This window comes from Roseburia sp. 499, assembly GCF_001940225.2.
GTDB lineage: Bacteria > Bacillota > Clostridia > Lachnospirales > Lachnospiraceae > Petralouisia.
The window spans coordinates 121,522-143,550 of sequence record NZ_CP135164.1 but is presented as its reverse complement, the minus strand read 5'-3'; the positions used below and the strand labels follow the sequence as shown (position 1 = coordinate 143,550).

The window sequence follows — 22,029 nt, the reverse complement described above, 5'->3', positions numbered from 1 at the left end:
AAATAAGCTGCCACAGAAATGTAGCAGCTTATTTTATATTCTTTTCATTTGTTTAACTCTAAATCTTATGATTTAGCATTTCCTTCTTTCGCCATTTTATTTTTGCGATATTTTCTGTATGCTTCATATCCGGTTGCTCCTAACAAAGCAATAACAAGTAACCACCACCAGGATATCTTTTCTTCTCCAATCGGAGTTGCTGCAAGAGCAGTTTCTTCATCTTCGATTGTTTTTATTTCCGGTTTATCAGCAAGAGCAGTATCTTCCTCTTCAATCGTACGAATTTCTTCAGTATCTTCCTGATTTCCTTCCTCTTCTGCACCAGCATTATCTGCCTGTGCTGCAATCACGCCACCGTTAGCCGTTTGACGTGGTGTTGCTGCAAGAGGTACACCAGCATCTGCAACTGCAACAGTTCCACCAGTTGTTGTAACTCCAGCTCCGGTTCCTGCTCCAGTTCCGGTTCCTGCTCCAGCTCCGGTTCCTGCTCCCGGTTCAGTTCCAGTTCCAGTTCCAGTTCCCGGTTCAGTTCCAGTTCCCGGTTCAGTTCCAGTTCCCGGTTCAGTTCCGGTTCCTGCTCCCGGTTCATCAGAAGGTGTTTCAGACGGAGTCAGTTTCTCTACAACTTCTTCGTAGTCATCCTCTGCGTCAGAAATCTTCTGTATAATCTCTTCTAAAGTATCCTCTGCATCTTTTTTGTTTATTTCCGCATTCTCCAACTGTGTCTGTAATGCACTTAGGAGAGCAGCATCTTCAGCAGAATCCATATTTTCCTTCAAGTCTTTTATCTTTTCCTGTAATTTAGCCACTTCCTCATTGGCATCCTGAGCTGCTTTTTCTGCTGCTTCTGCTTTTTTAACTAAATCTTCATAGTTTCCTATCTTCGTTTGTGCATCCTCAATGTAGTTGCGGAAATCTTCATCCCCGTACTCATCCAGTTCAATGTTGCCGTTATAGTAATTATCATTTACCCATCTGCCTTCATACTCAGCTTCGGTAGCTGCCACATAATCCAAGTCATCTGCATCTTTCCATGTGGTTGTACTCATCACTACATCTTCTTCTGTTGTAGTGGTCTTTTCCTGATAATCAGCAGTATACTCATAGGTCGTTTCACTGGAAACAGAAGTCTTTACCTTGTATGCATTAGAACCAGCTGCTTTTTCTGCTGCTTCCTTTGCTTCTTTCGCTGTTGCATAGGTTCCGGCTGCCTCCACCTTTTGTCCAGGTATATAATAGCATGTTGCTGTTTTGGCACTCCAGTCAATTTCATCCAACATAATAAAGATTCCACCTTCCGCTTCAACCTTTGCTTTAAAGGCCGCCTCAAGTGCTTTCTTTGTCTTATTGCCCGTGAATAGATCTTTAATGTCATCCCACATACTATATTGTACTTTACTTGTTGTATACTTTGCATAGGTCAGGGTGATTTGTCCGGTTACATCATATCTCTCATATTTTCCCAAATCCAAAGTTTTATCCGCAGTCAACGATGCTGACGTTTCCAGTAGGTAATATCCCTTATCCCACAATTTATCCGCCTCGTCATTAACAACGTCTTTTTTCACTTCACTAGTGGCTCCGTTTTTACCACTCATAGTACCTACATTTTCATTTACATCAATGGTTCTTGTAAATGCACTCACATAAGTAGCTGTTCCGGTGTACTCGGTGTTTTCAGTAACATTTACATCTGTGTCTACTATTTCTGTACCATCTGCTAAAGCTTTTTCTGCATCTGTTAACGCCTTTTCAGCAGCAGCCTCTGCTGCTTCTTTACTTTCGTAGCCTTCCCCTGTAAGAGACTTGCCGGTATAAGTAACAGTTGTTACATCCTGGGTTACGGTCTTAACCAAGTCGCCATTCTCATCCAATGCATAGTTTTCTTTTTGTGTTCCTTCTACAGCTTCTTTCACCGTTGTAGTATTTCCGGATGTTGTTGTTCCAAGTGCTGCTCCGGCAGATTCGGTAGTTCCTTCCCCATTCTTTACCACATATGTTTTATTACCTTCTTTATCTGTTAACTCAACAACGGTACCTGCTTCTACTGCCTGTGCAAGCTCTTCTGTAGAATAAGAGATTTCATTTCCTTCCGCATCCTTGCCCACATACTTTTCTGCTTCCGCATCCTTTAAAAGCACTTCATTTTCATTCCATACTTTTTCAAAAATTACTAATCCATCATGGCTATTGGACAGCATGTAATTCAGAATAACCGTTTTTTCCTCTCCGGACTCTGTTTTGTACTTTACTGTAAAATAATTGTATGCATCATTTTTATCCCAATATCCTTTATAAGAAGTAACAGTACCATTTAACTTTGTTGGAACATAATAATTTCTGATGATTGCTTCAAAAAGTTCATCCAAACGACGCCATTGTGTTGTAGTGTCCTCTGCTCTTGCTTCTTCCAGCTGTGCAATTTGAATTGCTGCTTCATTTGCCATAGCTTCTGCTGCTTTATTTGCTTCCTCTTTCAACGTAGCTGCTGCTGCCTCTGCTACCTCCAATTTCTCTTTTGCTACCACTGCATCCTCGGAAGCATTTTTCACTGCCGCTTCATACTCACTCTTAGCTGTTGCAAGGTCAATCACTGCCTGATCGTAAGCTGCCTTCTTTTCATCATATGCTGCCTTAGCTTCGTCGTAAGCCGTCTGTGCGTCTTCTGCTGTCTTCTTCGCATCCTCATAAGCTGATTCAGCTTCTTCCACCGTGTCAGCGTTTTTCATCTGATCAAGCTGGGAATCAATCTTTTCGTTTGCTTCATTTTCAGTACTTACAACTCCGGCAGCGATGGACGCAGTCTCTCCGGCAGCAACATTTGCATTCTCCAATGCATTTGTTGCATCTGCATCTGCCTGCTCTGCCTTATCAAGTTCATCACCAGCTGACTTAACAGCATTTGTTGCATCTCCAGTCTCGATGTTCTCTATCGTTTCAATCGCTTCGTTTAAGTCATTTTCCTCTTCTGTCTTAACTTCTGCCGCTGCTTCTTTTACTTCTTCCACAGCTGCATCGGTTTCCTCAGATGCATTTGTTGCATCTGTAACTGCCTGCTGTGCTTCATCCACTGCTGTAGGCTGGTTCGCAGTAGTATTATCGTCTCCATCCGGAACAGGAAGTGCATCCGGCTCTGCTGCCATTGCAGTCATAGATGAAGTTGCCATTACTGCTGAAATACCGATTGCCATTGCTCTGATAATCTGTTTGTTCTTCAAAGTATTTTTTTTCATTCTCTTCTTCTCCTCTTTCACTCATATGTATATATATTTTTAAACCCTTTCATTGTTACCCATTTCATTAAAATCTTTTTACTTATTCATTTAGTGCGATCCTCTGAAACAGATATTCCAATACGTCATCCGTAAATTTTTTTGCACTGATACCGATAAGTATACTTCCATCTTCTTGTTTCTCTTGACGAACCACGTCCGCATACATAATCATTGTCTCTGCTACAATGATTATATCCTTCCCTACTATATCCGGTGCATCTTCCGGCATCAGAACCGCCATTCCAACCGGGCTTACGTTTACCACTTTGGAGGATATTTTTTCTTGCGTATCGCAAACTACAATAACGCTTCTAGTATCGAAAGATACACGACCGACCTTTCTTTTTTCTTCCACAATCATCATCCTTTCTTCGCCCTCTTCACAAATACTTTAATTGAATTTTATCAAACCAATTTCAGAAATGGAACTGACCAAAAGAATAGTTTGGCGTTTTTTGATCTATTTTTTAACCATATTCCATTCTGTCTCTGCCACTTCTTCCTTTAACCTCCTTAAATTCCATCCCATTTTTTCATGATTTTCCGCTCCCCCTAAGGCTACAATCCGTTGCCTGTAGCTTTTGCATTGGAGATAATACATTCCAACAAAAGTTCCGAGCAATACCGCCACCATTACTACAAGGGTAGGAAGAAAAAATGGATTTTCAGCCGACATCACTCCAGAGGCTAACGGTACCTCTTCTTCCTCAATAATAATCAGCCTATATTCTTCACTCCAACACATAGACCTCGACATATGAAGCAATATTCCAGCCATATATCCAGATAATCCCTTCATCTGATTTTCTCTCCTCTCATGTTCTTACTTATAAAGACTCCCCATATTCCAAAAAAGGTTCACAAAATCCCAAAAATTTTCTTTTCTTTTTTTACTTTATACCTTAAAATAAGATTAGACAGCCTGCAAAGGAATTTTTTACAAAGGGGAATCATTATGCAAGAGCAGAAATTCATAAAAAAATATCGTAGTGCCAAAATAATTCAGCTTTTCCTATTAGCTAGTATTGAACTTACTTTTATTCTGACGCTGATTTTTAACAAAAGTCTTTCCAGACAAGTATACAGTAACAGGCAACTTTTCTTTCTCTGTGCCGTTACCTGGGTATTGATGCTTTTCAGTCTGTTTTATCTACTTTATGACTTTTACAAACTTCGAAACCTCACAGCTGAAAGTCATCTTTTTAATCAGGCAGCCTATCTGGACGGATTAACCGGTATTCCCAACCGCCATAGTCTGGATATTGTCTTTCAAACCTATACTACACCGGAATCACTACAGGATACTGCTTGCGCCATGTTTTCCATCGACAACTTAAAGACCGTCAATCAAAAATCCGGACATGAAGCTGGAGACAAGCTCATTCAGGATTTCTGTAATATTTTCGAAGAAGTGGGCGACCATTTCGGTTTTATTGCCCGCAATGGTGGTAATGAATTTGTTGCTGTTATTGAAAACAGTAGCCACGAAAGCATGGAACGTTTCCTGACCCGTTTGGATAATTCTATTCGGCTTTATAATCTCGAACATTTGGAAACTCCTATTGTACTGCGTTCCGCCTATACTCTTTATGCGGAGACTCAAGTACAAGCCTTCCCCCAGCTTCTTGCGATTACCTACAATAAGCTCTATCCTGCTAAATAAGCTGGAACAGCTACAAAAAAAGGTGGATGAAGCCCATGAGAGAATCCGAAATACAATATTTAGCCCATCTTGTTATCCGTGCCAGGCAAAACGACAGCGATGCCTTCGCCGAATTATATGCCAAAACCTATAACAAAGTATATAATTATACGAAGCATTATTTGCAGGATGAATATCTTGCTCAGGACGCCATGCAAGAGGTATACATATCCGTGCTAAAAGGTCTGAACAAACTAAATGACCCCACGCTCTTTTTAGCGTGGCTTAATCGTATTACCTTCCATGTTTGCTATGACATGAGCCAAAAAGCAGGACAGGGAAATCTTGTTTTTGATTCGGAAATTTTGAATTTTCTGCGAGATGAACACTCAGATACGAACTTGGAATCCCACGTTCTGAAAAAGGAAGAACACGAACGTCTGCGCGAAGCTTTGGAATCACTTCCTTTCTCCGAAAAGCAAGTGCTAACAATGCGTTATTACAATAATCTTAAATTAGAAGAAATTGCTGCTGCCATGGATATCAGCCGTAGTAGCGTGAAACGCTATATTGCTTCCGGACATAAGCATTTAAAACAACTTTTGAACGAAGAATAAGGGAGATATATGTATGCTGTTTTCCAAAAATAAGAAATATCATTTAAATTCGAAACAAGCCAATGACACGTTGCAAAATGTATTTGCCGCATGCCATCATACACCTAACACGGTTCCTTTTGACAAAATTCTTCTCCGCCAAAAAAAAAATACCAGAACATATGATGTCCTGCTTTTTCTGACCGCTCTTCTGCTTTTGGTTACTTTTTTATCTCCACTGGCAGTTGCGCCCACGGAATATTTACTGCAAAGGGATACTACCCATGAAAAGATTGTTCTTGTATCGGATAACCTGACAGATGATGTGTTGTGCCTCACTCTATCGGGTGACGGAATTCTCTTCGGCCGCGCCTACCAAGAAACAGACACCGGTATCAAAGAACCCGCTCTGTCCTATGACTCAAAAGCAGGCACTATATGTTTTACTTACCATAAAACCGAAACTAATATTTATATTCCTATAGAGAATGCACCAACGTTCCACCTGTTGCTTTCTCCCAAATAATAACTATGAAAGAAAAACGAACTTTAACCCTACGACTAATTGCATATTCTCTTTGTCTGTGTCTTTTTACCGGATGTGGTGGTAACCAGGCTTCCAAAGGTACTGCAACAGAAGGCACCTCTTCTTCCCCTACAAACAAAGAAGGAACCTCTGCGAACAGTGTAACCGGCACCAGAGACAACACTCCGCAATGCCTGATACCGCTGGCAGATGGAACAGCAGAAACACACAATGACTATGCCTCCATTGACTATTCACATTCGGAAGAAGGATATATCATGGCATGCTATACCGGCTCCTGCCCAAAGGTCAAAATGCAGATTACCGGCTCGGATTCCGTGACCTATACTTATGATTTAGTCAGTGACGGCTACGAATCATTTCCTCTTTCTGCCGGAAATGGAGCTTACGAAATTACGATTTTAGAAAATGTCTCCGGCACAAGTTATGCTGTTTGCCTGGTTGCCGACATCGAGGTAGCGTTGACCAATGAATTCGGTCCTTATCTCTATCCAAATCAATATTGCAACTTCAATTCCTCTAGTAACGTGGTAAGCAAGGCAGCAGAACTTGCTGAATCTGCCAATACGGATTTGGATGTGGTAACCAATATATACAATTATGTTATTACAAACATTACTTACGATTACAAAAAGGCAGAAACCGTGCCAAGTGGCTACACTTCTGACGTAGATAACATTCTTTCCTCCGGCACCGGAATCTGCTTAGACTATGCTGCCGTTATGACAAGCATGCTTCGAAGCCAACGCATCCCCACTCGCTTGGAAGTCGGCTATGCGGGAGATGTTTACCATGCATGGATTAGTACCTACATCACTGATGTTGGCTGGGTGAACGGCATCGTCGAGTTCGACGGAACAAGCTGGGTACTGATGGATCCTACCTTTGCTTCCAACACAAGTGAGAAGGAGCTAAAAAATTTCATCGGAGACGGCAGTAACTATCTTGTAAAATATATTTACTAAAAACACTATTTACATACGTTTCTTTAACATTTCCTGATTGGATGCGTAGGCAAGTGCTGTCTCCGCAGTAATACGCCCCTGCTGATACAATTTTAGCAGATTCGCATCCATCGAAACCATATCTTCCTTGTTGGAAGAATAGACTATTCCATCAATCTGCGGCACCTTGTTGTCACGAATCATATTCCGGATGGCTGGTGTTACAGTCATAATCTCAAATACAGGAATAACCTTTCCGTCTATCCCCGGCACAAGTTGTTGGGAAATGATTGCCTGTAGTACCATGGAGAGCTGTACTGCAATCTGTCTCTGCTGGTTAGCAGGAAATACATCAATAATTCGGTCAATCGTATTTGCTGCTCCAATCGTATGAAGTGTGGAAAGAATCAGATGTCCGGTTTCTGCTGCCGTCATGGCAACATCTATTGTCTCATAATCGCGCATTTCTCCCAGCAAAATAACATCAGGACTTTGGCGTAGGGATGCGCGTAAGGCTGTCACATAGTTCTCTGTATCGACATTAATTTCACGCTGACTTATAATACTTCTTCCATGACTGTGAAGATACTCAATAGGATCCTCTAAAGTAATTACATGTCTGCTGTAATTCTGATTAATTGCATCCACGATGCAGGCAAGCGTTGTTGATTTTCCGCTTCCCGCAGGTCCGGTCACCAAAACCATTCCCTTTGGCAATGCGCCAAAATCAATAATACGTTGTGGAATTCCAATATCTGCCGGATTCGGCAAATCAAAGGTGATAACACGCACTACTGCCGACAACGTACCACGCTGTTTATAGGCACTGACACGAAAACGTGAAAGCCCCGTTACCGCAAACGAAAAGTCATCATCACCATGACTAAGCAGCTTAGACATATCCCTATGGGAAGCAAGCTCATAAATCTGACGTAGATACTCTTCTGTTTCCAGCGGTTTCAACCGTTCCCCCTCTTCATTTATGATTACGTTATTGGCGCGATAAGACGCCGGTAATCCTGCAACAATGAAAATGTCAGACGCATGCTCCGCAACAGCTTTTTTCAATAAATCAATCACATTCATGTTAGCACCTCACAAATAAAAATCTACTCACTTCCATATACCGGAAGTGTTGTTTCACTCATCCATGTATCAGAAGAAACCTCTTTCCACTTAAGCACCTTATAACAGGCTTTTCCCGATTCCCCTTCTGTTATCCCCAACAAAACCTCCAAATTCTGGTTTGAGTTAATTTCCACCTCATATGACACACCACTTAAATAGCCCTCAAGACTCAAATCTTCAGATGTTTCCTCTGATGTCAGCACTTTAACCTCCGCTAATTGAGAAACTCCAACAAGTCCCTCTTCCATCGTTTGGGATTCTGTAAAAATTTCATCAATCTGTTTCAAGATATGGTTTGCCTTTGAATTTGCCTCGTAATAGGCGGTAGTCTTTTCAGCGGCACGCCTGCTGTATCCATAATCTCTAAGTGAAGTAGCCAAAGATAATACCGCAAAAATAACCAACGCCAAAATAATCATAATAGTCAGCATAAACGAATAGCCTATGGGACTGGAAAAGGACAATTTTCGTTCTGAATTTTTCATTGCATCGCCTCCCCCGTAAATTTTTCCAAACTTACTGCATAAATCTCTGCATCCGTATCCATGTTTTTCATAGAAAAGTGACCAGTAGTCTCTGAACCACTCTCATGAAACTCAATGTACAAACAGAAGCCGGCTTCTTTTTCCCGACAAGGCTCCCAATCTTCATTATAATATACCAAAAAAAGGAGATTCTCGGATTTTTCTTCATAATCAGGAAACTCTCTTTCCAAAAACTCCTTCATATCTGTTCCTGACCGAAATACCTCTGCCACTGAAGACACTTGATTCAGCGCCATATTAAGATTCTGTGTCTCCAGACTGATTGTATGAGATTTCACAAAAAGACGTATACATACCGCAGAAGCCAGACCAAAAAACAAAATTGCTATCATAAGCTCCAAAAGGAAAATACTGGAGCGTTTCGCTTGTTTCCGATTCATACACTACTCCTTTATTCGCTCAACACCGATACAATGGTACTCATCTCTTCCCCATCCTCAGAGGTGCAAGAAAACCGCAACAATCCCGACTGCAACTGCTCCATTTGAAAATCATGAACCTCCATAATCTCTGTGCCGTCGGCCGCATTAGCAGGTACTCCTTCCTGAATAAACAGTTCTCTTAGAACACCTTCATCCTCATAGATATAGGTCTGATAGTTCTGTTCTCCATAGGCCTGCCAAATGATAATGCTGTCATGCCCATCAAAAGTTCCCAACGATACTCCGCCCCTCTCATCTCCCTGATGAATCTTCTCCGTCACATAAGACAGCACTGTCCGGCTTTCGTAATTATCCTCTCCTCTGGTTGTGGTACCCTGATAAATATTAGCAGCCAGCAGAGTCACCAAAAGAGCTGAAACTGCAAACACAAAAAAAAGGGAAAAGGGGAAAATCATATCTATTACATGTTTTCTATTTGAATGAAAGTTCATGGTTATTCCTCCGGTTTCAATTGCTACTTCTCTATTATTGTTACATCGGGTACAATATTTGAGCCAAGCACTTGATAATCTACAAAAAAGCGTTCTGAATCATATTGCACTCCGTACGCTTCCTTCAAATATTCCAAACTCTCGGGATACCTTCCCTCAATAGCATAGCACTGTGTAATTCCACGCCAGATAGCTTCCTCCAAACTCTTTTTCTGCTCTTTGTCCGCTCTGTCCGAAAGACTGTTCATTCCCTGACAGAACAGAACTATTGCCACCAAAAAAGCAACTAGTCCTGTTAAAAGTTTCCGAAAGGGATGCGGATTCCTGCCATGGTAGAATCTCCCTCTACCCTTCAAACCCTTCATATGCAAACCTCCATATTCTACAGTCCTGCCATAATTCCCATAAGTGGAAGCATTACAGACAGTAAAATAACTCCAACAATTATAGAAAGCACAATTACTAGAGTAGGCTCCAAAACAGCAATCAAAGCAGATAGTTTGGCATCAATTTCCGTCTCATACTGACGGGCAATCTTGTCCATAATTTCATCCATCATTCCGGATTTATTAGCAATCGACGCCATTCTTGCATAAAGACCACTAAATACTTCTGTCTGTTGAAAAGCCTCACCCAAATCTCCACCATCTTCCAGCTGTTTCTTGCACTCACTAACCTTTTTTGCAAAATACGGATTATCAATCAGCTTCTCAGAAAATTCCAAGCTATGCTCGGTATTTAATCCACTTTTTAAGGTCAAATACATGCCGCCTGCAAAACGACAAGCTGCCATTTTATCATACAACTCACGGGAAAAGCGGATATGATACCCCAACTTCATCAGCTGTTTTCTTCCTTTTTTGGTCTTTGTAAAATAAAGCACCAGAAAAACCAGAAGCACTGCAATTCCAACCAACACTACTGCATAATTGGAAATCGTATTTCCCAATAGCAACATTCCCTTAGAAACACCTGTCATTTCCCGTCCAAGCTGTTTGAATACCTGATTGAAGATTGGCATTACCTTGGTCAACAACACGATAATGACTAAAAGCATCATTCCAACCATAATAAGTGGATAAGTCAATGCCCCTTTCACTTCCTGTGAAATGGATTCCTCCCTCTCATAATACTTTGACAAAGCCTCCATAACCTCATCTAAGTTTCCTGTTTCTTCACCGATTTCCGACATCTGAAGCATATAATGTGGAAATACTCCAGAAGCTTTCAGCGCCGGGTAAAGTTGCCCAGAAGCTACTACTTCTTCATACATGCTTTCCAATATGGCTTTCTCTTCCGGATTCGCAGCATCCGCCAAAAGAAGAGATATCCCTTCCATTGCAGAAAATCCAGACTTTAACACCATAGCCATCTGGCTGCAAAAAGCTGCAATTTCAAGATTAGATAAAACAGACTGCTGTTTTTTCATAGTAAACTCCCTTTCTTCAAAGTATATCATACCTATAAAATCTACTACCTTCTCTTCCAGAACCTATTCTGCGATTATTTACTTTGACGCTTTGCGGCCCATACATACATTCCAATTCCAATTGCCAATATAAATACAGAAATCAACTGTGAGGTAGATAATGGTCCGTACTCTCCTCGATAATCATTTCGAAACATTTCTATAATAAATCTTCCTACACTATATAAAACACAGTATCCTGCTGCAACCTTTCCTTTTGCAGGCTTCTTTTTGGCATATGCCATCAGCAAAAACGCTATGGCAAAGTCACCAATACTGGAATAAATCTGTGTAGGAATCAGTTTCACTCCATTCGGTGCAAAATTAGAGTGCGAATAGGTAATGCCTAACACAGACTCTGTTTCTCTTCCATAGCAACATCCAGCAAAGAAACATCCGATTCTTCCACACCCCTGCGCAAATGCGACTGCCGGAAGCACCAAATCCAGATACGCTACAAAATCCACTTTTTTTATCCTGCAATATAAAAAGCTTGCAAACACTCCACCGATAATTCCTCCATATACCACCCAGCCATTCCGGAAGTTAAATATAATGGAAGGATTTGCAATAACTTGCCGAATATTTACCGTATAATAAAGTATCTTGCTTCCAAGAGCACCACCGAATACTGCACACCAAAAAATTCCATATAAAACATCCGGATTCAATCCTTGCTTTTTCGCTCTTTTTTCACTAATCAAAAACGCACTTATATATCCTATAGCAATCATAATACCATACATATGTAGCGTAATTGGTCCTATTTGTATATCGTTAATCATAACTAGTCCATCCTTTTTTCATAATAATATTTATTATACGAGAATCTCAATTCTATTGCAACCTCTTTCCAGAATAACGGTTGACTGTACTTTTTTCCCGCTATATAATGTAACTAATTACAAGCAGAAAGGAACTATTATGTGGATTGCAGATAATTGGAAAGAATATGAAGTCATTGACTGCTCCGGCGGTGAAAAATTAGAACGCTGGAGTAATTATATATTAGTACGCCCGGACCCGCAGGTCATCTGGGACACCCCCAAAACACACAAAGGATGGAGTTCTCCTAACGGTCACTATCACCGTAGTAAAAAAGGCGGCGGCGAATGGGAGTTTTTTGATTTACCGGAGCAATGGGACCTGCATTATGGCTCCCTGACCTTTCATTTAAAACCATTTAGTTTTAAACACACCGGACTTTTCCCCGAACAAGCCGTCAACTGGGACTGGTTTGGGAAAAAAATAAAAAATGCCGGACGTCCCATTAAAGTACTGAACCTCTTCGCTTACACCGGTGGTGCTACTTTAGCAGCCGCAGCTGCCGGGGCAAGCGTTACACATGTGGATGCTTCTAAGGGCATGGTCACCTGGGCGAAGGAAAACGCTGTTGCATCCGGATTAGGCGATGCACCCATTCGTTGGCTAGTAGATGACTGTGTGAAGTTCGTAGAACGTGAAATTCGCAGAGGCAATCATTATGATGCCATTATTATGGACCCTCCTTCTTACGGAAGAGGACCAAAGGGAGAAATCTGGAAAATTGAAGAGGCAATTCATCCATTGGTAAAATTGTGCGTTCAACTGTTATCCAAGGAACCTCTGTTTTTCCTGATTAATTCTTACACTACCGGATTGCAGCCCGCTGTACTTGCCTACATGCTGGGTACAGAATTAAAGCACTTCCATGGTACTGTAGATGCACAAGAAATCGGTCTTCCCGTTTCTTCTAATGGATTGGTTCTTCCTTGTGGCGCCAGCGGTCGTTGGGAAACAAACTAAATAAAATATATTCACAAAAACCCTTATGGAGCACCACTTCGTGTTCCATAAGGGTTTTTTGTTTTTCTATGGTGTTGTTTCCGGTTGTTCTTCCGGCTCTTTATAAGAATATGCATTGGAAATCTTACAATTCTCTGCGGTCAACTCTACTGGTTCTCTGTAAAATGCAATCACCGGCGTTCCTACCTTAGCATTTTCATAGATTGTCTGCGCCACTTCTAATGGCACATTGATACAGCCATGGGAACCACTCGTCTTATAGATTTCCCCGCCAAACTCTCCTTTTCTCCAAGATGCATCATGTATTCCTACATTATACGCAAAAGGCATAAAATAGGTTACATTTGATTGATAATCTTCGCCCTTTAATACCGCTGGACTATCCTTGTATACAATCTTGAACACACCATCCGGCGAACCATTATTCAGACTGATATTTCCCGATACAATATCACTTTCTACCACCAGTGCACCCTCCTTATAAAACCAAAGATGCTGCTTGGTATAGTCAATCTCAATATAAGTATTTCCAATATCGTCTGCACCTTCTACAAATGCACGTTGAGAATATATCGGCTCCCGATTTACTGGTACACCTGCTTCCAAATCCGCCTTTAACTGTTCCGCTTCTTTCGTTTTATTGATAATCCATCCGTAATCACCACCACCGATGTTTACCGTGTCTCCGGAAGATGTGTGAAAAGCGCGTACATCTGCATAAGTATTATACTTGCTTGCAAGACTCTGTACATACTTTTCTATCTCTTTTTCATTCAATTCTACTTGGAAGTCTTCTCCTATCTGAACAAATTTCTGTATCTGTTCCGCATCAATGACTTCTTCGCCGCCCGGCACCTGATATGTAATATTCATATCTGCATACTTCTCAATGTTTGCCATAGCCTCCGTTATCTGCAAACTCTCTTTTGTATATTCCGGATTCTCATAATCCTCGTCCGTCAGGGTAACCGACTCTTTCCCCTCTGCAACTGCTTCTTTTATCTTTTCCAGGACTCTGTCATAAACCATGCGGTTTCCCATAACTTCCGGTTCAACATAATATCCATCTTCCCCTAAAAGAATCTGTGCATTCTGAGGCTCTGTGATATTCTCATCAATAAAACAGCTCATATCTTTTACTGTAGCTTCAATCAAATCTTCCTTGTACTCCATGGTAAGTGTTGTCGTCTCTTCCTTCTGCTTAAAAATTGACACCACCCACCCAAATGGATTCTGTTCTTTCAATAACTTTTCTACTGTACCATCAGGCACATACTTACAACCAATGTCTCTTCCATACACATGATGTTTTCCACCATCGCGGTCAAATACCGTTAGAAGATAATCTTCTACATGGTCTCCAATTTTCTCTTCCACCTGTGCCGCAGTCATCCCTCCGACTTTCCATCCATTAATTTCTGTTCGAAAAATAAAATGATTTCTAAAATACATCGCCATTCCGAAATACAGAATTAATAATAGAAATACTACTGCACTTATACTTCCTATAATAATTTTTTTCTTTTTCCTACGTTCTCTCTCACCCATTTTTAACCTCATTCCTATTTTTGTCTCATTTCCTATTGAAACAATTCAGTGGAGTAATAGCGATCCACTCTGTCCTTCCAACTTCCTTCGCCCATTTTAATGCATCTTCATCCGAAATTGCAAGTACTTTATCATATACATTTTTATCCAAAACTTTTGGTATAAAATTGGCACCGATTCCTTGTATTTTATGCGGGCCACTCTCTCCTTTTGACAACAATGGGAAGATGCTGGTTCAACCGCAACAAAAGCGTCTACCTTTCCCTCGGTATCTTTCCAAATTTCCGGTCCGGTTGTTTTTTCATGTGCTATTGCATTTGCCGGATTATCAAACTGCGCCGGAATAAAACTGTTTGGAATCTCTCTTGCCAGACTTTCTGCTTTCTCGATAGAACCTGCCATTCCTTTTATCCCTTCCGTTAGTACAATCTCAGCCCCATATGCACGTAAAATATTAATCCGTTCTGCACTCATAGTCTCCGGCATAACAAATATTGCCCGATACCCCTTAACAGCAGCAACCGCCGCCAAACCAATTCCTGTATTTCCTGATGTGGGTTCTATCAAAGTCGCCCCCTGCTTCAAAATCCCCCTACGCTCTGCATCCTCTACCATCTCTTTGGCAATTCTGTCTTTCGCACTTCCTGCCAGATTAAAAAATTCCAGTTTCGCCAGTATCCGAGCCTGCAAATGATATTTTTTCTCTATATTACAAAGTTCTACCAACGGTGTGTTTCCTATAATCTCCAATGCACTTCTATTTATCCCTGACATTTTGTTCTCCTCTGTTTTTACGGTTTACATAACTGTATTGTCATTTTACTACTCTTCCTATGTTTATTCAAGCCCAGCCTTCATATTCTCTTGCTTTTTGTATAATTTTGGGATATAATATTGATATACTCAAAAATCTTAGGAGTTTTTATTATGGAACAGTATCTTAAACATGATTTATCTTCCGCCAGGAAAGAACTTTCTAAACGCTACGAATTAGAAAATAAATTTTTAGATGCAATTACCTGTGGAAATCAGGAAATCGCCTTGACTGCTTATCAGGAGTTTTCTGCATTTGTGGCATCCTCCTCACAGAAAATTTCACCAAGAACAGACGATACTCTACGCAATAGCAAAAATATGTTAATTGTCTTAAATACTCTTTGTCGCAAAACGGTAGAACGCAGTCAGGTTCACCCTATCTATATTGACCATATTTCTACACGTTTTGGTAAAAAAATAGAAAGTCTCACCTCCCAAAAAGAATGTGACGAACTTCCTATTGAAATGATAAAAAAATATTGTTCCCTTGTAAAAAATTATTCCCGTGCTACTTATTCGGAACTTATTCGCAATGCTTTTACCTTTGTGAACATGAATATTTCCACCCCTATTACCCTGAAGGATGTGGCAAAAAATTTAAATATAAATGCTTCCTACCTTTCTGCTCAATTCAAACGTGAAGTAGGTGAAACTCTGACAGACTATATCCGTACCCAACGTATTCGTTCTGCTATTAATTTTTTAAACACTACTAACATGCCCATTCAGGATATTGCCTCTCAAGTTGGCATTGACGATGTTAGTTACTTCTCCAAACAGTTTAAAAAGCAAGTTGGCATGTCCCCTATGCAATACCGGAAAATGTTAAAACAGTAATTTTTCCCTCCTGCAACGTCTTAGGCACATCTATAATTCGCTGATTGGATGAACCGCGAAATTGAAGAGATATGTCCTTTTTCTCCAAAACAAATTCTCCATCTACCAGTACATCCAAAAGAGACAACATCTCATCCGTAACTTCGCATCGAGCCCGGCTTTCCTTCCATAATTCCTCATCTAGCAAATATCCCGTATAACACCATATCGTTTTCTGCGGATAGGTCTCTCGTACTTTTTTCAAAAAAGGAACCAGTCGTCTCTGATTTTCGGGTTCAAAGGGTTCTCCTCCTAAGACAGTTAAACCTGTAATAAAATTCGGTTTTAGTGCCTGCATCAATTCCTCTTCTGTCTGCTCTGTAAATTCTTTTCCATAATTAAAATCCCATGTTTCTGCGTTAAAACATCCTTTGCAATGATGGGTACAGCCAGAAACGAACAGGGATACACGTACCCCTGTTCCATTTGCTATGTCTGTTTTCTTTATTTCTGCATAATTCATAACGTCCTCTTTTACAGATGTAATACTCGTTCCTGAATTTCCTGAGTTCTTCCCTGATTCCAGAACTGCGTTCCAATGTATCCACAAGTTCTACGCGCTACATTCATCTTATCCTGGTCCTTATTTCCACAATTTGGGCACTCCCATACCAACTTCGAGTCATCATCTGAAACAATTTTTATTTCTCCTTCATACCCACACACCTGACAGTAATCACTCTTAGTGTTGAGTTCAGCATACATAATATTTTCATAAATATGTTGCATAACAGAAAGTACCGCATCAATATTTCCTTGCATATTCGGAACTTCTACATAACTTACTGCTCCACCCGGTGACAGTTTCTGGAACTGTGATTCGAAAGTCAACTTGCTAAATGCATCAATCTCCTCTGTTACATGTACATGATAGCTATTGGTAATATAATTCTTATCTGTTACACCTTCAATGATTCCGAATCTGCGTTGCAGACATTTTGCAAATTTGTAAGTAGTGGATTCCAATGGTGTTCCATATAAACTGAAATCTATATTGGTCTCTTCTCTCCACTTTTTACAAGCATCATTCATGCCTTGCATTACCTTCAATGCAAACGGAGTTGCTTCCGGATCTGTGTGTGACTTTCCGGTCATATATCTGGTACATTCACACAAACCTGCATATCCCAAAGATATTGTTGAATATCCACCATACAACAACTTATCAATCGTCTCGCCCTTTTTCAATCTTCCCAGTGCTCCATACTGCCATAAAATCGGTGCTACGTCAGATGGAGTTCCTTTTAAACGATTATGACGATACATCAATGCTTCACGGCAAAGTACCAAACGTTCGTTGAAAATCTGCCAGAACTTTTCCATATTTCCACCAGAAGAACATGCAATATCTACCAGATTCAGAGTCACAACCCCTTGATTAAATCTTCCATAAAACTTCGGTTTTCCGTTTTCATCTTCATATACGGTCAAGAAAGAACGACATCCCATACACGGATAACAATTTCCTTCTTTGTTTTCTTTCATAATTTTCTCAGAAATATAATCCGGTACCATACGCTTTGCAGTACATTTTGCTGCTAATTCCGTCAATCTCCAGTATTTACTTCCTTCTTTGATATTATCCTCTTCCAGAACATAAATAAGTTTTGGAAATGCAGGTGTAATATAAACACCCTTCTCATTCTTAACCCCTTGCATGCGTTGAATCAGCATTTCCTCAATCACCATAGCAAGGTCATCTCTGGTACGTCCCTCCGGCACCTCGTTCAGATACATAAATACGGTAACAAACGGTGCTTGGCCATTAGTTGTCATCAGCGTAATGACCTGATACTGTATCATCTGCACGCCACGTTTTATCTCTTCCCTTACGCGCATCTCAGCTATTTCATTTATTTTCTCTTCATTTAATCCAAGACCTGCTGCCTCAAACTCTTCCTTTACAATTCTTCTCAATTTTTGGCGGCTTACATCTACAAATGGTGCCAAATGAGAAAGTGTAATGCTCTGTCCACCATACTGTGAGCTGGCAATTTGAGCGATTGCCTGTGTTGCTACATTACACGCAGTAGAAAAGCTCTTTGGCTTCTCTATCATAGTCTCACTGATTACAGTGCCATTCTGCAACATATCTTCCAGATTCACCAGACAACAGTTATGCATATGCTGTGCAAAATAATCTGCATCATGGAAATGGATAATTCCTTCCTCATGGGCGCGTACAATATTGTCCGGCAAAAGAAAACGTCTTGTAATATCTTTGCTGACCTCTCCTGCCATATAGTCTCGCTGTACGCTATTTACAATTGGATTCTTGTTGGAATTCTCTTGCTTAATCTCCTCATTATTACATTCAATCAAACTCAAAATCTGCTGATCGGTAGAATTCGACTTACGCACCAGTGCACGCTTATAGCGATATGTAATATACTTTCTGGCAACTTCAAATGCCTTGTATTCCATTAATTGGTTTTCTACTAAATCTTGAATCTCTTCTACATTATATGTTCTGTCCATCGCTTCACAGAAATCTGTGATACGTTCTGTAATATTCAGAATCTGCTTTTCTGTCAGCTGTTCATTTTCAGATACTTCTTTATTTGCTTTGCGGATAGCTTCAATAATCTTGGTAACATCAAAGCCCACTTCTTTTCCGCTTCTCTTGATAATTCTCATTTCATTCCCTCCAAATTACTAAATATAGTGTTCATCTTTTTTCTTCACACTATATATTGCTTTTATATTATATTCTTAAACGTATCAAAAATCAATATACAAATTTACGAATTTGAAAGGATTTTCTATATTATTTTCTTATACTCCAACTACCTTTTTTCTAAAAAAATACAGTGGTGTTCTTTCTCCACCACTGCATTTTTATTCACATCTTACTTTTACAATTTTACAAATACTTCTGTTTCCTGTTTCAGAGCTCCCGCTATTTGCTGATTTTCATCCATATGTCCGGTAATGTTGTCCATATCTCCAACTAATACCTGCGTATTTTCTGCTGCACCATTAACACCACTTACACCTTCATCGATTGCAGTTGTAATGCTATCGATAGAACCTGCAATTTCTGCAACTGCTGATTTCAAAGCATCTGTCTTAACTGCAAAATCTCCCATTACACTTTCAATATATGTGGCATTATTTTTATAAGCGCTTCCGGCAGCAACAAATGACTCAAACTCTGGCAGAATAGAATCATTCATATAGGATACTAAATCATTTGCATTGTTGGCCAGATTATGTACCGCAGCCGTTACAACACCATTGATTTTTTGAATATTATTCGCAGCTTCCCTACTTGCATCTGCCAACTGGCTAATCTCTCCTGCAACTACCGCAAAGCCTTTTCCTGCTTCTCCGGCTCTAGCAGCCTCAATAGATGCATTCAACGCCAACAGATTCGTCTGGCTTGCAATATTAAGAATGTCATCTGTCAAACTGTTGACCTGATTAACACTATTACTATCCTCAATCGCCTGACTCAAAACACTCAAAATCTCATTTACCTTAATACTTGTAGTCTCCATATTGGTGCGTGCTGTATTTTCCATGTTTTCTGCATGCTCTTTCATTTCTATAGAATACCTATTAATCTCACTTGTCTTGTCTGCCATTTCATTTACTTCGTCACGCACTTCACTGGCATTTGCATTGATTACAGATGCATTCTCTGCAACCTCTTCCATTGTTGCCGCTAATTCCTCTGTCAACGCCGACAAGTCAGATACACTGTTATTAGAAGTCTTTACGCTATCCATAACTTCATTTACTACAGCATCCATCTTCTGTGAATTGTTTGTAATCATGCGGAAAATGTTCTGAAGTTTCTCCATAAATACATTAATTCCGTTACCCAAAGCTGCTATCTCATCATTTGAATAAATCGTAACTCGCTTGGTCAAGTCTCCTTCTCTTCTATCAATGTCTGAAATAATATGAGTGATTTCTTTTTCCGTTGAAGAAATTGGACGAATTACTCGTTTATTCACACTATATAACGCACCTAAAATAGATAAAACACTAATACTAATGGTGATTCCACTACTAATGAGCGCTGTAGCATATACCGCAGAAAGCTGCTTACGGGCATCTTCAACTCCCTTATTTGCACTTTTTTCTAACACCTCAATATTACTCTGCATATTCATCACACTGGATGCCAAGTCCTTATTTGCGCAAGCATATGCTGCATCATTATCTCCATTTGCACTATACGCCATTAAGTTTGCCATCGCGTATTTCATATTACCAAAATTTGATACAAGTTCTTCATAGGCCTTTTTATCTGCATCACCAACATACTTCTCGTACGCATCCAGACATTCATCCAGTTTTGTCTCTCCTTCACGTATACCATCTACAATCCCAATCATCGTATTCGCATCTATCGCGATAATATGAGACAATGCCTCAATATGAAGTACCTTTGCCTGTCTTTGAATTGATTCCAACTCTGAAATGGCTGCCATATAATTATCTACTATCTCAGATGCATTCCCATTTACTTTTCGGACATTTACTAATGCCAAGGCATTTGAAATAATGGATACTACTCCCAATAAAATCACCGGCAACATAATATACCGTTTAATCGTGGCTCGCTTTTTCCCTTTCATTCTCTTCATCCTCCTACCTATTAGTTTGCTGCAGAAGCGGTAATCGCTTTAACCAGATTATCCATAAGTTCCTGCACAACCACATCATTTTTTCCTGCCGCAAGTGTATTTCCAAATTCTTGCATCGGTGCCCAATACTTACCACCTACACGTTGAAGGGTTGCATACTCTAGTTGAGCCTGAACTGCCATAATTGCAGGATTACTTTGTACCTCAGAAGAACCAGCTACCGCGGTGTTCGATGGTCCTAACCCTCTTTTTTCAAATCGAAGTTTCTGATTTTCTTCATTTGTTAACCAATCTGCAAGTTTCAATCCCCACTCCTTGTTCTTGGAATAAGCATTAACACCTACCATCTTATATCCACAAAAAGATGCCATCTGTATCTGTTGACCCGCACAGGTATATGTTGGTAACTTCACCGCTGCATAATTATCTCCCCAGACTGCCTTTAACTTTTCAGCATTCCACACACCGCTAATTCCTGCTGCAACCGTTCCATTCTGAGCGCCTTCTACCAAAGCTGTGTCTCCACCATTCTGAAAGCCCGGATTTGCTACAACTGCTTGAATTGCCTGAGCAATATCCACTCCTTTAATCGGACCTTCTGTTGTATTCCAGTCGCAGAACATGGTCACACCATCATCATTCATTCCAAAGTTCAAACCCGTGTTTCCAAAGAAGGTATATAAATAGTATCCATCTCCTAGGTCAACTGTTACCTTCTTATTTGCAGCTGCCGCAACACTGAGCATTTGGTCCAATGTAGTTACATCTGCTTCCGAAAACACACTTTTATCATAATACATAAAATATCCGTTATCTGCCGTCATAGGATAAGCATATAAAACATCATTTACTGTTGCTGCCTCAACGGCCTCTTCCATATTGGCGCTCTTCACATCATCCACATTATCCACCGGTACCAATGCACCTCCTGCCACTAGTGCCATCAATTGATTGTCCGCAAAAGCAAATACATCTGCTCCATTCTGAACATCTGCCAACAATGTTCCTTGACAATCACCTTCTTCTATCGCTTCGATGGTAATATCAAATTCTGCTTCTCCTGCATATTTTTGTTTAAAACTCTCTACCATCTCAGCTAATATTTCCTGATCATCCGTTGCCCCCCAAACTTTCAAAGTTACTGTACCGCTTTTTTCTTCTGTCTTCTTGTCACTACTATTGTCTTTTTCTTCTTTCTGAGTTTTACCGCAACCACCAAGTACCATGCTGACAGCCAAAACCCCTACAATAAGTGTTGTTATCTTCCTTCTCATACCGCAACTTCCTTTCCTTGTTCTTATTTTTCTTCCCTGTTTATTTGATATGGTCTAATTATACCATTATTCGGCATATTTTTCATCATTTTATTGTATTTTTTTTACTTTTT

21 protein-coding genes and 1 pseudogene are annotated in these 22,029 nt (G+C 40.2%); 6 read left to right on the top strand and 16 right to left on the bottom strand.

Annotation, left to right across the window (positions count from 1 at the left end; genetic code table 11):
* Nucleotides 1-65: 65 nt before the first annotated feature.
* The 3 genes from BIV20_RS00750 to BIV20_RS00740 all read right to left on the bottom strand — a co-directional run bounded on the left by BIV20_RS00750 (nt 66) and on the right by BIV20_RS00740 (nt 4,074).
* A complete protein-coding gene (locus BIV20_RS00750) occupies nt 66-3,233 on the bottom strand; it encodes a hypothetical protein (RefSeq protein ID WP_075721596.1) in 3,168 nt (1,055 codons plus the stop codon).
* 82 nt (nt 3,234-3,315) lie between these two features.
* Nucleotides 3,316-3,630: a hypothetical protein gene (locus BIV20_RS00745; RefSeq protein WP_075721725.1), complete on the bottom strand. Its 315-nt coding sequence runs from the start codon at nt 3,628-3,630 to the stop codon at nt 3,316-3,318.
* A 105-nt stretch (nt 3,631-3,735) separates the two neighbouring features.
* Complete coding sequence (locus BIV20_RS00740; RefSeq protein ID WP_075721597.1) at nt 3,736-4,074, bottom strand: hypothetical protein; 339 nt, start codon at nt 4,072-4,074, stop codon at nt 3,736-3,738.
* 156 nt (nt 4,075-4,230) lie between these two features.
* Here BIV20_RS00740 and BIV20_RS00735 point away from each other — a divergent pair, with 156 nt between their 5' ends.
* Genes BIV20_RS00735 through BIV20_RS00720 form a run of 4 tightly spaced genes read left to right on the top strand, consistent with a single transcriptional unit; the run spans nt 4,231 to nt 7,025 of the window.
* Nucleotides 4,231-4,938 (top strand): GGDEF domain-containing protein, encoded by a 708-nt coding sequence (locus tag BIV20_RS00735; RefSeq protein WP_075721598.1) that lies wholly within the window; start codon nt 4,231-4,233, stop codon nt 4,936-4,938.
* A gap of 35 nt (nt 4,939-4,973) precedes the next feature.
* Nucleotides 4,974-5,534: an RNA polymerase sigma factor gene (locus tag BIV20_RS00730; protein WP_075721599.1), complete on the top strand. Its 561-nt coding sequence runs from the start codon at nt 4,974-4,976 to the stop codon at nt 5,532-5,534.
* A gap of 13 nt (nt 5,535-5,547) precedes the next feature.
* Nucleotides 5,548-6,039 carry a hypothetical protein gene (locus BIV20_RS00725; RefSeq protein ID WP_075721600.1) on the top strand — a complete coding sequence of 164 codons (492 nt, stop codon included), beginning with the start codon at nt 5,548-5,550 and terminating at the stop codon, nt 6,037-6,039.
* Nucleotides 6,040-6,044: 5 nt separating this feature from the next.
* Nucleotides 6,045-7,025 carry a transglutaminase-like domain-containing protein gene (locus BIV20_RS00720; protein WP_075721601.1) on the top strand — a complete coding sequence of 327 codons (981 nt, stop codon included), beginning with the start codon at nt 6,045-6,047 and terminating at the stop codon, nt 7,023-7,025.
* A gap of 9 nt (nt 7,026-7,034) precedes the next feature.
* Here the strand turns inward: BIV20_RS00720 and BIV20_RS00715 are convergent, their stop codons facing one another.
* The 7 genes from BIV20_RS00715 to lgt form a co-directional block, all read right to left on the bottom strand.
* On the bottom strand, nt 7,035-8,090 hold the full coding sequence (locus BIV20_RS00715; RefSeq protein ID WP_075721602.1) for a type IV pilus twitching motility protein PilT: 1,056 nt from the start codon (nt 8,088-8,090) through the stop codon (nt 7,035-7,037).
* Nucleotides 8,091-8,113: 23 nt separating this feature from the next.
* The gene (locus BIV20_RS00710) at nt 8,114-8,617 is read right to left on the bottom strand and encodes a hypothetical protein (RefSeq protein ID WP_075721603.1); all 504 of its coding nucleotides are present in this window, start codon (nt 8,615-8,617) and stop codon (nt 8,114-8,116) included.
* Complete coding sequence (locus BIV20_RS00705) at nt 8,614-9,057, bottom strand: type IV pilus modification PilV family protein (protein ID WP_075721604.1); 444 nt, start codon at nt 9,055-9,057, stop codon at nt 8,614-8,616. The genes BIV20_RS00710 and BIV20_RS00705 overlap by 4 nt, the downstream gene beginning before the upstream one ends.
* Nucleotides 9,058-9,068: 11 nt before the next feature.
* The gene (locus BIV20_RS00700; RefSeq protein WP_075721605.1) at nt 9,069-9,551 is read right to left on the bottom strand and encodes a DUF4860 domain-containing protein; all 483 of its coding nucleotides are present in this window, start codon (nt 9,549-9,551) and stop codon (nt 9,069-9,071) included.
* A gap of 23 nt (nt 9,552-9,574) precedes the next feature.
* Complete coding sequence (locus BIV20_RS00695) at nt 9,575-9,916, bottom strand: hypothetical protein (protein ID WP_075721606.1); 342 nt, start codon at nt 9,914-9,916, stop codon at nt 9,575-9,577.
* 17 nt (nt 9,917-9,933) lie between these two features.
* Nucleotides 9,934-10,980 (bottom strand): type II secretion system F family protein, encoded by a 1,047-nt coding sequence (locus BIV20_RS00690; protein ID WP_075721726.1) that lies wholly within the window; start codon nt 10,978-10,980, stop codon nt 9,934-9,936.
* Nucleotides 10,981-11,054: 74 nt separating this feature from the next.
* Nucleotides 11,055-11,804: a prolipoprotein diacylglyceryl transferase gene (gene lgt / locus BIV20_RS00685; protein ID WP_075721607.1), complete on the bottom strand. Its 750-nt coding sequence runs from the start codon at nt 11,802-11,804 to the stop codon at nt 11,055-11,057.
* A gap of 139 nt (nt 11,805-11,943) precedes the next feature.
* On the opposite strand from lgt, the gene BIV20_RS00680 reads away from it, so the two are divergent.
* Nucleotides 11,944-12,804 (top strand): class I SAM-dependent methyltransferase, encoded by an 861-nt coding sequence (locus BIV20_RS00680; RefSeq protein ID WP_075721608.1) that lies wholly within the window; start codon nt 11,944-11,946, stop codon nt 12,802-12,804.
* Between the two features lie 66 nt (nt 12,805-12,870).
* On the opposite strand, the gene BIV20_RS00675 is transcribed toward BIV20_RS00680, so the two are convergent.
* Both BIV20_RS00675 and BIV20_RS00670 read right to left on the bottom strand, forming a co-directional pair.
* Nucleotides 12,871-14,352 carry a L,D-transpeptidase family protein gene (locus BIV20_RS00675; protein WP_075721609.1) on the bottom strand — a complete coding sequence of 494 codons (1,482 nt, stop codon included), beginning with the start codon at nt 14,350-14,352 and terminating at the stop codon, nt 12,871-12,873.
* A gap of 61 nt (nt 14,353-14,413) precedes the next feature.
* A pseudogene (locus BIV20_RS00670) lies at nt 14,414-15,126 on the bottom strand (PLP-dependent cysteine synthase family protein); the annotation flags it as partial.
* Nucleotides 15,127-15,279: 153 nt separating this feature from the next.
* On the opposite strand from BIV20_RS00670, the gene BIV20_RS00665 reads away from it, so the two are divergent.
* On the top strand, nt 15,280-16,005 hold the full coding sequence (locus BIV20_RS00665) for a helix-turn-helix domain-containing protein (RefSeq protein ID WP_075721611.1): 726 nt from the start codon (nt 15,280-15,282) through the stop codon (nt 16,003-16,005).
* Here BIV20_RS00665 and nrdG read toward each other — a convergent pair.
* The 4 genes from nrdG to BIV20_RS00645 all read right to left on the bottom strand — a co-directional run bounded on the left by nrdG (nt 15,974) and on the right by BIV20_RS00645 (nt 21,916).
* Entirely contained in the window at nt 15,974-16,507 is a 534-nt protein-coding gene (gene nrdG / locus BIV20_RS00660; protein ID WP_075721612.1) for an anaerobic ribonucleoside-triphosphate reductase activating protein, read from the bottom strand. The genes BIV20_RS00665 and nrdG overlap by 32 nt on opposite strands.
* Nucleotides 16,508-16,518: 11 nt before the next feature.
* Entirely contained in the window at nt 16,519-18,681 is a 2,163-nt protein-coding gene (gene nrdD, locus BIV20_RS00655) for an anaerobic ribonucleoside-triphosphate reductase (protein WP_075721613.1), read from the bottom strand.
* A 218-nt stretch (nt 18,682-18,899) separates the two neighbouring features.
* Complete coding sequence (locus BIV20_RS00650; RefSeq protein WP_075721614.1) at nt 18,900-20,633, bottom strand: methyl-accepting chemotaxis protein; 1,734 nt, start codon at nt 20,631-20,633, stop codon at nt 18,900-18,902.
* A gap of 20 nt (nt 20,634-20,653) precedes the next feature.
* On the bottom strand, nt 20,654-21,916 hold the full coding sequence (locus BIV20_RS00645) for an extracellular solute-binding protein (protein ID WP_075721615.1): 1,263 nt from the start codon (nt 21,914-21,916) through the stop codon (nt 20,654-20,656).
* Nucleotides 21,917-22,029 lie beyond the last annotated feature (113 nt).

Excerpts from the sequence above, each read along its gene's own strand:
- lgt (WP_075721607.1), bottom strand. The coding sequence starts at position 11,804 with ATGATTAACGATATACAAATAGGACCAATTACGCTACATATGTATGGT.
- BIV20_RS00665 (WP_075721611.1), top strand. The coding sequence starts at position 15,280 with ATGGAACAGTATCTTAAACATGATTTATCTTCCGCCAGGAAAGAACTT.
- BIV20_RS00700 (WP_075721605.1), bottom strand. The coding sequence starts at position 9,551 with ATGAACTTTCATTCAAATAGAAAACATGTAATAGATATGATTTTCCCC.
- BIV20_RS00675 (WP_075721609.1), bottom strand. The coding sequence starts at position 14,352 with ATGGGTGAGAGAGAACGTAGGAAAAAGAAAAAAATTATTATAGGAAGT.
- BIV20_RS00650 (WP_075721614.1), bottom strand. The coding sequence starts at position 20,633 with ATGAAAGGGAAAAAGCGAGCCACGATTAAACGGTATATTATGTTGCCG.
- BIV20_RS00730 (WP_075721599.1), top strand. The coding sequence starts at position 4,974 with ATGAGAGAATCCGAAATACAATATTTAGCCCATCTTGTTATCCGTGCC.
- BIV20_RS00710 (WP_075721603.1), bottom strand. The coding sequence starts at position 8,617 with ATGAAAAATTCAGAACGAAAATTGTCCTTTTCCAGTCCCATAGGCTAT.
- BIV20_RS00680 (WP_075721608.1), top strand. The coding sequence starts at position 11,944 with ATGTGGATTGCAGATAATTGGAAAGAATATGAAGTCATTGACTGCTCC.
- BIV20_RS00715 (WP_075721602.1), bottom strand. The coding sequence starts at position 8,090 with ATGAATGTGATTGATTTATTGAAAAAAGCTGTTGCGGAGCATGCGTCT.
- BIV20_RS00725 (WP_075721600.1), top strand. The coding sequence starts at position 5,548 with ATGCTGTTTTCCAAAAATAAGAAATATCATTTAAATTCGAAACAAGCC.
- BIV20_RS00740 (WP_075721597.1), bottom strand. The coding sequence starts at position 4,074 with ATGAAGGGATTATCTGGATATATGGCTGGAATATTGCTTCATATGTCG.
- BIV20_RS00735 (WP_075721598.1), top strand. The coding sequence starts at position 4,231 with ATGCAAGAGCAGAAATTCATAAAAAAATATCGTAGTGCCAAAATAATT.
- BIV20_RS00690 (WP_075721726.1), bottom strand. The coding sequence starts at position 10,980 with ATGAAAAAACAGCAGTCTGTTTTATCTAATCTTGAAATTGCAGCTTTT.
- nrdD (WP_075721613.1), bottom strand. The coding sequence starts at position 18,681 with ATGAGAATTATCAAGAGAAGCGGAAAAGAAGTGGGCTTTGATGTTACC.
- BIV20_RS00705 (WP_075721604.1), bottom strand. The coding sequence starts at position 9,057 with ATGAATCGGAAACAAGCGAAACGCTCCAGTATTTTCCTTTTGGAGCTT.
- BIV20_RS00695 (WP_075721606.1), bottom strand. The coding sequence starts at position 9,916 with ATGAAGGGTTTGAAGGGTAGAGGGAGATTCTACCATGGCAGGAATCCG.
- BIV20_RS00750 (WP_075721596.1), bottom strand. The coding sequence starts at position 3,233 with ATGAAAAAAAATACTTTGAAGAACAAACAGATTATCAGAGCAATGGCA.
- nrdG (WP_075721612.1), bottom strand. The coding sequence starts at position 16,507 with ATGAATTATGCAGAAATAAAGAAAACAGACATAGCAAATGGAACAGGG.
- BIV20_RS00645 (WP_075721615.1), bottom strand. The coding sequence starts at position 21,916 with ATGAGAAGGAAGATAACAACACTTATTGTAGGGGTTTTGGCTGTCAGC.
- BIV20_RS00720 (WP_075721601.1), top strand. The coding sequence starts at position 6,045 with ATGAAAGAAAAACGAACTTTAACCCTACGACTAATTGCATATTCTCTT.